At 40.9% G+C, this 11,740-nt stretch carries 12 protein-coding genes; 5 read left to right on the plus strand and 7 right to left on the minus strand.

Annotated features, from left to right (window positions below; all coding sequences use genetic code 11):
* The first annotated feature begins 2 nt into the window (after nucleotides 1–2).
* Nucleotides 3–701 (plus strand): Crp/Fnr family transcriptional regulator, encoded by a 699-nt coding sequence (locus RM368_RS07770; RefSeq protein WP_322693544.1) that lies wholly within the window; start codon nucleotides 3–5, stop codon nucleotides 699–701.
* 44 nt (nucleotides 702–745) lie between these two features.
* Here RM368_RS07770 and RM368_RS07775 read toward each other — a convergent pair whose 3' ends face one another.
* The 4 genes from RM368_RS07775 to RM368_RS07790 all read right to left on the minus strand — a co-directional run bounded on the left by RM368_RS07775 (nucleotide 746) and on the right by RM368_RS07790 (nucleotide 4,119).
* The gene (locus RM368_RS07775) at nucleotides 746–1,237 is read right to left on the minus strand and encodes a hypothetical protein (RefSeq protein WP_322693545.1); all 492 of its coding nucleotides are present in this window, start codon (nucleotides 1,235–1,237) and stop codon (nucleotides 746–748) included.
* Between the two features lie 393 nt (nucleotides 1,238–1,630).
* Entirely contained in the window at nucleotides 1,631–2,170 is a 540-nt protein-coding gene (locus tag RM368_RS07780) for a GNAT family protein (RefSeq protein WP_322693546.1), read from the minus strand.
* Nucleotides 2,171–2,341: 171 nt separating this feature from the next.
* On the minus strand, nucleotides 2,342–3,208 hold the full coding sequence (locus RM368_RS07785; protein ID WP_322693547.1) for an aldo/keto reductase: 867 nt from the start codon (nucleotides 3,206–3,208) through the stop codon (nucleotides 2,342–2,344).
* 710 nt (nucleotides 3,209–3,918) lie between these two features.
* A complete protein-coding gene (locus RM368_RS07790) occupies nucleotides 3,919–4,119 on the minus strand; it encodes a heavy-metal-associated domain-containing protein (RefSeq protein ID WP_322693548.1) in 201 nt (66 codons plus the stop codon).
* 899 nt (nucleotides 4,120–5,018) lie between these two features.
* Between RM368_RS07790 and RM368_RS07795 the strand changes: the two genes are divergently transcribed.
* A complete protein-coding gene (locus RM368_RS07795; RefSeq protein WP_069070640.1) occupies nucleotides 5,019–5,282 on the plus strand; it encodes a DUF3146 family protein in 264 nt (87 codons plus the stop codon).
* Nucleotides 5,283–5,341: 59 nt separating this feature from the next.
* Here the strand turns inward: RM368_RS07795 and RM368_RS07800 are convergent, their stop codons facing one another.
* The 3 genes from RM368_RS07800 to ntcA all read right to left on the minus strand — a co-directional run bounded on the left by RM368_RS07800 (nucleotide 5,342) and on the right by ntcA (nucleotide 8,248).
* Nucleotides 5,342–5,794, minus strand: coding sequence for a resolvase (locus RM368_RS07800; protein WP_322693549.1), 453 nt, complete (start codon nucleotides 5,792–5,794; stop codon nucleotides 5,342–5,344).
* Between the two features lie 123 nt (nucleotides 5,795–5,917).
* Nucleotides 5,918–7,408 (minus strand): DUF3084 domain-containing protein, encoded by a 1,491-nt coding sequence (locus RM368_RS07805; RefSeq protein ID WP_322693550.1) that lies wholly within the window; start codon nucleotides 7,406–7,408, stop codon nucleotides 5,918–5,920.
* A gap of 168 nt (nucleotides 7,409–7,576) precedes the next feature.
* The gene (ntcA, locus tag RM368_RS07810; RefSeq protein ID WP_292854711.1) at nucleotides 7,577–8,248 is read right to left on the minus strand and encodes a global nitrogen regulator NtcA; all 672 of its coding nucleotides are present in this window, start codon (nucleotides 8,246–8,248) and stop codon (nucleotides 7,577–7,579) included.
* A gap of 379 nt (nucleotides 8,249–8,627) precedes the next feature.
* Between ntcA and fabI the strand changes: the two genes are divergently transcribed.
* From fabI to RM368_RS07825, 3 genes are all read left to right on the plus strand, one after another.
* On the plus strand, nucleotides 8,628–9,404 hold the full coding sequence (fabI, locus tag RM368_RS07815) for an enoyl-ACP reductase FabI (protein ID WP_322693551.1): 777 nt from the start codon (nucleotides 8,628–8,630) through the stop codon (nucleotides 9,402–9,404).
* Between the two features lie 95 nt (nucleotides 9,405–9,499).
* Nucleotides 9,500–10,141, plus strand: a complete 642-nt coding sequence (hisB, locus tag RM368_RS07820) for an imidazoleglycerol-phosphate dehydratase HisB (RefSeq protein ID WP_322693552.1) — start codon at nucleotides 9,500–9,502, stop codon at nucleotides 10,139–10,141.
* A gap of 276 nt (nucleotides 10,142–10,417) precedes the next feature.
* A complete protein-coding gene (locus tag RM368_RS07825) occupies nucleotides 10,418–11,401 on the plus strand; it encodes an ABC transporter ATP-binding protein (protein WP_322693553.1) in 984 nt (327 codons plus the stop codon).
* Nucleotides 11,402–11,740: the final 339 nt, after the last annotated feature.

An 11,740-nucleotide genomic window follows, 5' to 3' on the forward strand; every position in this document is an offset into this window, starting at 1 on the left:
TCATGCAGGCATCCCTGGAACAACTTTCGCAAATTATCGTGTTTGCGGGTTTAAAAACAGCAGATAAGATTGGTTTGCAACCTTACACTCAGGTACAAGGCTATCGCAAAGGAGAAATTATTCTCCATGAAGGCGATCGCTTACCAGCAAAACTCTACGCTGTTGTCAGTGGATCGATTCAAGTTACTAAAACAGCAACAACGGGGAAAGAAACAATTCTCCGTGCCTTAGCTGCTGGGGAAATTTTTGCGGCTCCTGCTTTGTTGGGAAATGGAATTTCTCCGGCAACTGTCACTGCTGAATCTGATTGTGAAATCCTCACTGTAGAGCGAGATGTTTTATTAAAAGCTATTGGCGAAAATCCGGAAATCGCCTTACGAATGCTGATGGTTTTTAACAGTCGGATTCAGCAATTACATGAAACAGTTCACGGATTAGTTTCTGAAAGAGCGATTGTTCGCCTTGCGAGATTAATTCAATATTTTATTGTTGAATCTGGAACTGAATCTAGTCCACAAGGCGAGTGTTTAAAAGTTAAATTATCTTATTATCGGATGGCTCGAAGTAGCGGCATTACTTACGAAGAATGCGTGCGATTAATTAAAAGTCTCAAGTCAGTAATTGCTTATCGTCGAGGTGGGACGATTACGATCCTTGATGTTAAGAAATTGGATGCGATCGCTTCTGGAAATATAGATTAGTAGTGGCGCACAGATGTGCGCCACTATATGCGGGAGACAGCAATTCAGACTGCTACAGCTGCTTTATCTTGTTCGCGTGCAGCCACAACTAAAACTAGACATAGAGCTGCGATCGCTTTTTGCCATTCTTGCCGAACTTGCGCATCTTCGACACCTTCAAACAACCCTACCAAGCGGGGAATAGAAGCTTCTAAAGCCAGACGAGGTACTGGACGGTGTAACTCAACTAAATGAGTTAAACTTTCTTGATTATGGACAAAACCAATTACCCATTTTGTAGTGTGATCGGGACTATCAGGAACCCGTTTGACTCCCAACTCATTTTTTAACCAGTTGTAAAAAGGTGGTAATTCCTTAGCTAAAACTCTTCCGGCGGTGGGTAAAGTTTCCTTAAGCAAATTGGTATCTAAGCTGTTTAATTCTTGTTGCAATTCAGGTGAATTGAGAACTTTAGTTAGAGGCTGTGAGAGTATTTCCTCCAACTGATTTTCAGAAAAATTTAGATTTTCAGCAAAAGTTAAAAGTAGCGATCGCATTTTTTTAGACTCCAAAATTAACTAATTTTTATCTGTTACTTTCTCTGAGAGGGAAAGCAAAAATGTCAGGTTTTCTTCAATTTTTCAAGCATCAGGTGCATTGGTAAATATCAAGACAAAAACACCAATTCATAGTATTTTGGGATTATGAACTGTAAATAAAAGCTGATAATCCTCCAGGCTGAAAGTTTGCCTGCTGAGATAATTTCTCTGTAGCTATTTGTCTACGAGAACGCAGATACTTTTTTCTCGTTGCTGCTAATAGTTCGTGTTCTGTAGCTGTTTAGAAATTGAAGATAGGGTTGGTCATCTGTGCGATCCTTTGAACTTGTCTTACCCTCAATTTCTCAGTAATTTATGATATTGTCTCTGAGGTAGCTCATAGAAGCGATATTAGTTCGCTTGCCATTCATGCTCAAGGATCGCGTAAAGAAAGTTGTCGTACCATCTGCCTTTGATAAACTCTTTTTCTCGCAGATGACCTTCACGACGCATACGAATTTTTTCTAATACCTTTACAGAAGCAATGTTCTCTGAAACACACCAAGACCAGATACGATGCATTCTCAGTTCTTCAAAGCCAAACTTTAAAATTGCCTGTGCTGCTTCTGTTGCATAACCTTGTCCCCAATATTGAGTATTTAGTTCATAGCCGATATTTGCTTCCCGCATTTCTGGATCGTTTACACGGATACCACAATTGCCAATCAGCCGATTTTCTTCTTTGAGGACAACAGCTAACTGAAACTTAGTCCGAGGTTGCTCTTTTTGCTGATCGATAAACATCTGGATAAACTCACAAACATCGTTCTGTGTGCGTTGTGTCCAGTAGTTATAACGCAAATACAAAGGATCGGATTGATAAGCAAAAACCGCCTGCAAATCTGTCTCTACAAAATCACGCATTAGCAAGCGGTGTGTTTCTAATATCATGTCTTTTTTGATAGGCAAGTTCTACCATATTTACGTTAGCCAGTGGAATAATTGGCGTTGCTGAATTCAGGTATGAAAATGATTTGGCGTGATTTCAAAATCTTTGTAAAAACGTTACATGGCAACGTCTTTAAACCCAGATTCATAGATTGAATTAGCAACGCCGAATAATTAAGTTGCTCGATCGATTTTTTGCACTTCTTCGTCAGATAATTTCACGTTGATAGCACGCGTTGAGTCTTCGATGCTGGAAACCTTGCTAGCACCAGGAATAGGCAAAATAACAGGCGACTTGGAACGCAACCACGCCAAAACGATATTATACACCGACACGCCTTTTTCTTTAGCTAATTTAGCGAGCGCAGAAATATCTTGCAAGTCTTGATGGCGACGCCTACCACCAAAGGGACTCCAAGGTAAAAAGGTCAATCCCTGCTGTTCGCAATATTCTAATACGCCGTCATTTTCTGGCTGGCGCTGCCAAGGGCTGTATTGATTCTGCACTGAAACAATATCGATGATATCCTGCGCCCGTTTAATTTGTTCAACAGAAAAGTTAGAAACTCCTACAAACCGAATTAAACCAGCCTCCACTGCTTCTTTAACTGGCGCAAGAGATTCTTCAATGGTGTAATTAGAATCGGGAGAATGGTATTGCCAAACATCGATGGGTTTAGCACCGCCCAAAGCCTCAAAACTGGCTCGAATTGTTTGGCGCAAATGTTCTGGGTTGCCGTTGCTTGTCCAGTTACCATTGGGACGCATCAACCCGCCCTTAGTTGCTACAATTACTTGGCTAACATCGCCTTTGTAACTACTAAGTGCCTTGTGAATTAACTGTTCATTGTGGTGCTTATCTGACTCATCTTTGCAGTAAGAATCGGCTGTGTCAATAAATGTAATACCCAAATCCAAAGCCCGATGAATAACTTGGATTGATTCCGATTCAGAAGGACGATTAGCAATTGACATGGGCATACCACCCAAACCAATCGCACTTACCAAGATACCAGTTTTTCCTAGCTGTTTAGTTTCCATAATTCTAGCTATAGCTTTCTCCCCCAATTATTTATCAGTTAGTTATTCATCATAAATCCTCCCTAGTACTTAGACTTGAGGGCGATAAGTAGACCTCTTGCAAAAGTGCTTTTTGCAAGAGAGGGGAAAAGGGTAAAGGTTAAAGGGTAAAGGGAAAATAACAAACCTTTCCCCCTTTCCCCTTTCCCTTTTCCCGACTTTTGCAAGAAGTCTAGTGAATATAATTCTTCTTTATATTAGGCGTGAAAATATCAGATTATTTGATGACAATCATTGATTGCCTTAACTTCTACACAAGAATATACTTTCAAATTCAAAATTCAGCCACCCTACGCAATCTTGCTATATCACTCAATCCTTTTTCCCAAAATTATGAAAAAGTGAGCCAATTTCAAAGTCTTTTTCCCAAGCATGGGAGAAGGATTTAGGGTGAAAACTTTTGACTACTACAAGAATTTTAATAGTTATTAAAATAAAGTTAAAAGTTAATTTTTTTAAAGTCGTCTTTGATTGCAGTCTGAGTGAATTTCACTTTTGTTCAAGCTTGTTAATATTTAACTCAGTTTGCCCTGCTATTAAAGAAACAATATCTGCATTCGATTAGAGTAATTTGGTAATATTTACGCCCGTTAAACGGACGTAAATATCATTACACAATTGTACTGGCTAATTACTTCATCTAAATTTCTTAAGAAATTTAGATGAAGTAATTAATAGCCTTCTATAGTAAAACCAGCAGCTTGAACCATCTGTTTAATTGACTCTTCAGAAGCCTCAGTATCTACAGTTACAGTTTTAGTGTCTACGTTCACGTCTACTTTGGCATCAGATTCCATAGTCAGAATAGATTTAGTTATTTTCTTGGCGCATTCTTCACCTTTAATATCCGGAACTTTCAATTTAATTGCCATTAGGTACCTCATTACGCCAACTGAAATTTACATTTAATCAATATACTATCAATTTTAAGACTGAGCGGACATCTTACTAGAGTTAGGGAATTGAGCATGACAGAAATAGTAACAAATAATAGTTATACCTAAATCATTATTGACAAATTGCTTAAGCAGTAAAATAAAATAAAATGCCAAAGTAGATAAAGTATTTTCTGAAAATACACTTAGTACTGCTAACTTATAAAAAGCCACTTTTTTATTTATTCTGAAGACTCCATGAGAAGTTCCTCCTGCTTTTCTAAAAGTTGGTGTTCGACATAGTTGCTTTTGCAGCGCTGCCCAATTGTACAAGTGTCTATGCGTAAATCACGAAACTTTTTATCTGTAGTTTTTAATTTATTGTATACTTAAGATACTTTTGCCTCATTTTTAACGTACATATAAACCCAAAAAACAGCTATCTTGCGGCATAGATATACTGTGGATTTTGCAACAAAGACCTTCAATGACGCAATTATGGTATGAGTATTGGACGCTGCTAATTTAGGTATTGACAGTAGAAACTGCTTCACATTGCAAATGGAAACGATTACTCAAATGTGCCAGTAGTTGAAATGCGATCGCTAGAAGCAACGAAAAAATTAGCATTTCTCGTTTGATTTTTTTTCCAATATCTATGACGAACTATGACCCTCGAAATAAAACTCGCTAACGCTTCTCTAGGAGAGGCTACGCCTAGTTTGCTTACGCTATCGGTGGTGCAACTTCAGGATGCTGAAGTCATCTTACTCATAAACACAACCTAGTTAACTACAAATACCCACTTTGTCAGTTTGTCTAATTGAGATATGTTTGGTAAATAAAATAAGTAGCCTAGATCATCGGCTGTTATTCCACACTTGACATAAAGCATTGTGAGTGCAAAACGTCTGCCAGAAACCATTGCCCATGTCAGAATTACCCGCCAATCCTGGCAACACGGCTTCCTTGAGGGTGAAGTGAGTGCGGGTGAGTTTGAGTGGCATTTCCAGTGGCATTTTCGTCGGGGAGAACTTGCCGTCAAGCCTTCCCAAGGTCGCGCCTTAATCAAAGAACCTCTCGGTCGGTTCTTAGAGCAACAAGATTACCAGCTAGAGCCTGGCGGAGACTATGCTTTTACGATTCGGGCGGAACTTTAAAACTTAGGAGTTATTCAATTTTGGATTTTGGATTTTAGATTTTGGATTGAAGAAAAAATCTAAAATTGGCTGGTTGCTGATTCAGTGAGGCGATTTAAGTATCTTTCGATTAAGAGGATGGCAACAATGTCATCTATGGGTCTTGGAGGCTGTCGTAGACCCTGTGGCAATAGCTTGATTAACCCTTTGGGCGGGAACATTTGCCAATAGCGATCGCGTGCTTCTAAGGTTGTGTAGCGCTCATCCACTAAAATAATACTCAACGGTTCTGTCAATTCTTGATATAGTTTCTGTCTCCACTGTTTGGCTGTAGTTTGGTCGCCCATGACCATCAAAGAGATCGGGAACCTTTGGCGCAGTGTCTCAATACTAGCGATCGCCTCTTTTGCTAACACAACTTGATGATAATACAGTTGCCGATCCAGCCCCATCACCCCTAGACCACACTTATCTCGACCTGGATCGAACCCCAAGATGACTGGTTGCGTTGGTGAAAATTCACGGAAATTCATAATTAATTAAAAATTAAAAATGTTCGCATAGTATCTGCTAAATAAAAAATGCAGCTATAGCAATTATTTTGACTGCTGTTCAATATGTTTAAATCTTACTAATAACAGTGTGCAAATAATTTTTTAAGTACTAAAAATAATTTTTCCGTTAACTATTGCTACCAATTTTACTCTCAATGGCCCGGCTGTATAAGTATCCTCTGCTGCGATCGCTTTGATCTCCAAGGGTTGATTATACTGTCTTAGTAGACTGACAAAGCGCAGAAAAGTCCCCTCTACTTGCACATTTTCGACAATTCCGGCATTACGGGCACGAAATTGGGAAGCAGAAATCAGTATTTCTAGCCGCTGCTGTAACTGATAAGATGTCATGGTTTGGGAATCAGCAGTAGTCGTGGCTAGCACCGCACCTCCCGAAAAAACCAGTTGATTCTGGGCTGTATCCGCGAAAAATTCTATCTGCTTTTCTCCCCTGACGTAATTACCAGCAGAGAATATTCGCACGACGTATTCTTTACCATCGGCAATCTGCTTGCTTAATTGATCGACCCGATCCTCGGTCACGCGCAACAGCTCTAAATTTGACGAATTTGTACCAGGCTCGCTTAATTCGAGGTTGGCGTTGCGATTGGCTTCTTGTAAAAGTTGTACCACTGCCTGACGAGCAGCGGCAGGTTGAGTAACACGAATTACAGCAGCGGACAGAACTTGACCGCGAACTAAGGCCAGCTTACCCAAACGCAGGTCGCGGTAGGACTGATAATATTTTTCCAGTCTGGCAACTTCCTGTTCTAGTTCCTCCTGTTGTGCTTCCAATTCTTTGAGGCGCGATTCCCGTTTGGCAATCACTTGCTCTCGTGCTGCAACTTCTACGTTACGCTTTTGAATAAGTTGATCCAGCTGGCCAATTTTTTGATCGCGTGCTTCTATGGCTTCTTGACGGTTAGCAAGTTCGCGATCGCGTTTTTCGATTGCTGTTTTGGCTTCGTCAATGGCTTTTTTCGCTTCTGCATACAGTCGTTGACGTTCTGTCTTCAAGAGTTCAACTGCCGCCTGTAGCTGTTTTCTCTGATTGGAAACGCTTTGCAACTCAGCTATGGCTTTTTGGTATTGAGTTACAACTTGTCCTAACTGACCTTGAGTGCGTTGGAGTTGAGTTTGGGTTTGGGCTTGTTGACTAATTGTGCGGTTCAGCTGGGCTTGCGTTTCCCTCTGTTTGGCGTTTGCCGCCTGCAAGGATTGATTAATTGCCTGCAAGTCTTGTTGTGCTTTTGCTTGGGCAATTCTTGCTTGGTTTAGCTCACCCTCTACCTGACTTTTCTGCGTTTCTGCGGTTTTTAGCTGTTCCCGCTTCTGTCTGAGGTCTGTTTGAATATCTTCTAACTCAAAGACTCCTTTTCGCAAACCTTCGTCGGCAGCGAATAAAATCCCTAGAGTTGATGCTGAAATCAAACCACCAGTAAAAATTGTTACTAGTACGGCGGTGTTTTTCGGACGAAGCTTAAAAAGTGAGAGGCGGGCTTTGCCAACTCGTGTGCCGATGCGATCGCCCACGGTGGCAATTACGCCTCCCAAAATCAAAATTGCTGCGATAAGGATGTATCCGGTGGTCATCTTTAGCTACCGAAATCCTTCCAGATACAGCCTACTACTTTTAAGCATTGTCTGGAAAGAAGTGGAAATTGGCAATAGCTGAAATTATTCAATTTTAGATTTACCTCTAGCTATTAGTGTCATTTTTCAAAATAGAACACGCGCCGATTCCCCTTTCTCCAATTGTTTTTATGTGAACTGTCTACTTAAGGTAACAGGTTTATGCACAGTAATCTTCTTTTTGTGGATGGAAATCATTTTTTTCTCACGCAAATCTCCCAGTAGCCTAGTAACGGTAACACGAGTTGAACCAATTGCCTCTGCGATCGCTTGATGAGATAACTTCAGATCAATTGTGATCCCATCTGCACAAGGAACGCCAAAATCCCGACAAAGAATTAACAAAAAACTCACCAATCTAGAACCCATATCTCGGTGAGCAAGAGTTTCAATCATCATCTCTGTCTGTAAAATGCGCGAAGACAGACCTCGCAGCATTAACATTGATAATTCTGGATTTTCCTTGAGTGCTACCTCTACCTGTTCAATTGGTGCCGACAGTAATTCTACAGGAGTAAATGCAACCGCATGGTAAAACCGATCCGATTTATTTCCTGTCAGCAATGACAATACACCAAAAACACTATTTTCCCGCAGCAACGCTACCGTTATTTCCTCTCCTGCCTCGTACACCCTGGAAAGTTTAACAGCACCTTTCAAAAGAAAATAAACTCGTTCGGCAGGATCGCCAGGAAAAAAGATCGTTTTATTGCGTTCAAACGTTTCCACAACTGGCGGAAACGCCCCGGTCGCCATCTGACGAAAAACATTTGCTAGGGCTTTATCTTGTGTCACGATCATCTCCCTTCCCCTACCCAATGCCGGAAAAACAAAAACTGATTACCTAAGAATACACCCGAAAAATGAATAAAGCACCGTCAACCTTTCTGTACTTTCCTATACTCCAACTAATCTCTTCATAACTCTTTGTTTATAATGATACATAATTGTTGATCCTTTCAGCTACTAATTGTTGATAACTAGTTCCAATAACTGTATTTAAAAGGTTTTTTGAAGAACAAATAAAGATATTTTGAGAATATCTTTATAAAAAATCAAGATTTTTACACGCAGCAAAAACTCTTACCAATATTCATTTTTGCAAATCCTGTATAAAACAAAGATAAATTAGCCTCAGATTCTAGTATGCTCCTAATGATCGATCGCATTAACAATTTTTATGCTAAATCTGACTGGAAAAAATGCCCTTGTTACAGGTATTGCCAATAACCGCTCGATCGCCTGGGGGATAGCCCAACAGCTGCACAAAGCCGGAGCAAACCTGGGTATTACCTACCTACCAGATGAACGCGGCAAGATGGAGAAAAAAGTCGCGGAATTGGTAGAACCTCTTAACCCCAGCCTATTTCTTCCCTGTAATGTCCAAGATGAAGACCAAATTAAATCTACTTTTGAGACAATCCGCGAAAAGTGGGGAAAGCTAGATATCCTCATCCATTGTCTGGCCTTTGCCAGCAAAGACGATTTAAGTGGAGATTTTAGCCAAACTTCTCGTTCTGGCTTCAACACCGCCTTAGAAATTAGTACCTACTCACTAGTGCAGTTAAGTGGTGCAGCCAAACCTTTGATGACAGAGGGAGGTAGCATCGTCACCCTGACATATTTAGGTGGTGTTAGGGCAATCCCCAACTACAACGTTATGGGAATTGCCAAGGCGGGGTTAGAAATGAGTGTGCGTTACTTAGCTGCTGAACTAGGGCCGCAAAATATTCGTGTGAATGCCATCTCCGCAGGCCCCATCCGTACTTTGGCATCTTCAGCAGTGGGTGGGATTTTGGATATGATTCATCATGTAGAAGAAGTAGCTCCCCTACGACGCACCGTCACTCAGTTAGAAGTGGGCAACGCTGCGGCTTTCTTGTGTAGTGATTTGTCCAGCGGCATTACCGGACAAATTCTCTATGTAGATGCAGGATATGAAATTATGGGAATGTGACACGATAAAGTTAGGAGTTAGGAGTGAGGAGTTAAGAGTTATAAATTTTTAACTCATAACTCATAACTCCTAACTTTTAACTCTTTTCACTCCCCATGCAAACAACCAATCGCCAAGTTAATTCAAACTACGATCGCTCAACCCAAACCCCTCGCATTGCCACTGTTCACCGCACCACTGGTGAAACTAATGTGCAAGTCACCATCAACCTGGATGGTAGAGGAACTTGCACAGCAGCAACAGGTATTCCGTTTTTGGATCACATGTTGCATCAAATTGCCTCCCACGGGCTGATTGATATAGATGTTCAAGCCAAGGGAGACTGGGAAATTGACGATCATCATACTAACGAAGATGTAGGCATTACTTTAGGGCAAGCTTTTAACCAAGCACTAGGTGACAGAAAGGGTATTGTCCGCTTTGGTAATTTTCTTGCACCGCTGGATGAAGCTTTAGTTCAGGTAGCGCTAGATTTTTCTGGACGGCCTCACCTCAGCTATGGCTTGCAAATTCCAACTCAACGGGTAGGAACCTATGACACCCAACTGGTGCGAGAATTTTTTGTGGCACTGGTGAACCATAGTCAAATGACACTGCACATTCGACAATTGGATGGCATTAATTCTCATCACATCATTGAAGCGACATTTAAAGCTTTTGCAAGAGCAACACGGCTGGCGGTAGAAATTGACTCCCGACGTGCTGGTTTAATTCCCAGTTCTAAGGGAGTTCTATGAAAAAAGTCAAATTGGGCATTGGGGATTGGGCATGGGGCATGGACAAGAGACAACTTAGATGAGGAAGAGGGAAAAGACAAGGGAGAGACTGGTTTAATAATTCCTCCTTGTCCCCCTTGTCTTCCTTGTCTCCCCTGCCTCCCCTGCTCACTGCTCCCTTGCTTCTTCCCCAGTCCCCCATTTCGGATAATTGACACACGAGTTGTTGATGGTTATTATCAGCCTACCGGGTAATTTTTAATTGACGCCAAGCTGATAAATAGTGATTTAACCGAGATGAAGTCTGTTGCAGATGACTCTAATTCTCAACTTAATACGGCAGACATTCCACCAGTAGTCCTAACTTCTGAGTTGCGAAAAGTCTATCGCACTGGTTTTTGGCTAAATCAAAAAGTCGTATCTCTCAAAAACTGTTCTTTAACGGTTTACAAAGGCGAAACCTTTGGTTTGTTGGGGCCTAATGGTGCTGGGAAAACTACCCTTTTAAAATTGTTGCTGGGAATTATTCATCCCACTTCTGGACGCGGATCGTTGTTAGGTAATCCAATAGGCGATCGCAGTGTTAAGCAACATATTGGCTATCTGCCGGAAAATCCCTATTTGTATGACTATCTCACTGGTTGGGAATTTTTACAGCTTGCTGCTGGGTTATTCCAAATTCCCCAAAGTGTCCAACGCCAGCGCATTCCCCAACTACTGGAATTGGTCGGTTTATCCCAAGCCGATGCCCGTAAAAAACTGTTGCGCCGCTATTCCAAAGGAATGCTACAGCGTGTTGGTATGGCACAGGCATTAATTAATGAGCCAGATTTAGTTTTTCTGGACGAACCTATGTCTGGTCTCGATCCGGTGGGGCGCTATCAAATGCGAGAAATTATTCTGGCGCTCAAAGCTGCTGGTAAGACGATTTTTTTCAACAGCCACGTTCTTAGTGAAGTAGAACAGATTTGCGATCGCATTGCCATCCTCGCTCAAGGTGAACTAATTTGCTCTGGTTCCCTCAATGAACTCTTAGGCGTAAATGACACATATCAAGTAAAAGGTCAAGGTGGTGACTGGGAAATTCTCAAAAAATGGATACCCACTCTCATATTTGAGCCTGATGGTTCCTGGCACGGTACACTACAAGATGGTTACTATGATTTTCTTGCCAGTCTTCGTCTTATGGAAGGTAAAATTATTGCTATTAACTTGTCACGTCAATCCCTAGAAGAATTTTTTATTCAACAGATCCAAAGAAAAAATAACCCCTTGAATTAGTCTTGTTGCCAAGTAGTAAATTGTCGACTAGCTCGAAGAGCAAAACCCAAAATTCTGCCTTTTTGAGTTCTCTTTGCCAACGCAATCCACAAAAAATAAAATTCCAACATCTTTTCAAGGTTATTTGTATTTATTTAATGAACTTGTTCCTAATTTTAGTAGTCCCTTACTACTCATCGCAAATTTTAAATGTCATCAAATTAACTTTGAAAAGAAAAATTTATTCGTGACAATTGATTGTTAGCTAACAGACGATTTCTTGTAGAAACTGGGTTTATTTGTGTAAATCCTATATTTTTTGATATTACTCTATTCAAGCAACATTAACTTTAAGCTAAC

This window comes from Nostoc sp. DedSLP03, from assembly GCF_034530815.1.
Lineage (GTDB): Bacteria > Cyanobacteriota > Cyanobacteriia > Cyanobacteriales > Nostocaceae > Nostoc.

Excerpts from the sequence above, each read along its gene's own strand:
- RM368_RS07770 (WP_322693544.1), top strand. The coding sequence starts at position 3 with ATGCAGGCATCCCTGGAACAACTTTCGCAAATTATCGTGTTTGCGGGT.
- RM368_RS07775 (WP_322693545.1), bottom strand. The coding sequence starts at position 1,237 with ATGCGATCGCTACTTTTAACTTTTGCTGAAAATCTAAATTTTTCTGAA.
- RM368_RS07780 (WP_322693546.1), bottom strand. The coding sequence starts at position 2,170 with ATGATATTAGAAACACACCGCTTGCTAATGCGTGATTTTGTAGAGACA.
- RM368_RS07785 (WP_322693547.1), bottom strand. The coding sequence starts at position 3,208 with ATGGAAACTAAACAGCTAGGAAAAACTGGTATCTTGGTAAGTGCGATT.
- RM368_RS07790 (WP_322693548.1), bottom strand. The coding sequence starts at position 4,119 with ATGGCAATTAAATTGAAAGTTCCGGATATTAAAGGTGAAGAATGCGCC.
- RM368_RS07800 (WP_322693549.1), bottom strand. The coding sequence starts at position 5,794 with ATGAATTTCCGTGAATTTTCACCAACGCAACCAGTCATCTTGGGGTTC.
- RM368_RS07805 (WP_322693550.1), bottom strand. The coding sequence starts at position 7,408 with ATGACCACCGGATACATCCTTATCGCAGCAATTTTGATTTTGGGAGGC.
- ntcA (WP_292854711.1), bottom strand. The coding sequence starts at position 8,248 with ATGATCGTGACACAAGATAAAGCCCTAGCAAATGTTTTTCGTCAGATG.
- fabI (WP_322693551.1), top strand. The coding sequence starts at position 8,628 with ATGCTAAATCTGACTGGAAAAAATGCCCTTGTTACAGGTATTGCCAAT.
- hisB (WP_322693552.1), top strand. The coding sequence starts at position 9,500 with ATGCAAACAACCAATCGCCAAGTTAATTCAAACTACGATCGCTCAACC.
- RM368_RS07825 (WP_322693553.1), top strand. The coding sequence starts at position 10,418 with ATGAAGTCTGTTGCAGATGACTCTAATTCTCAACTTAATACGGCAGAC.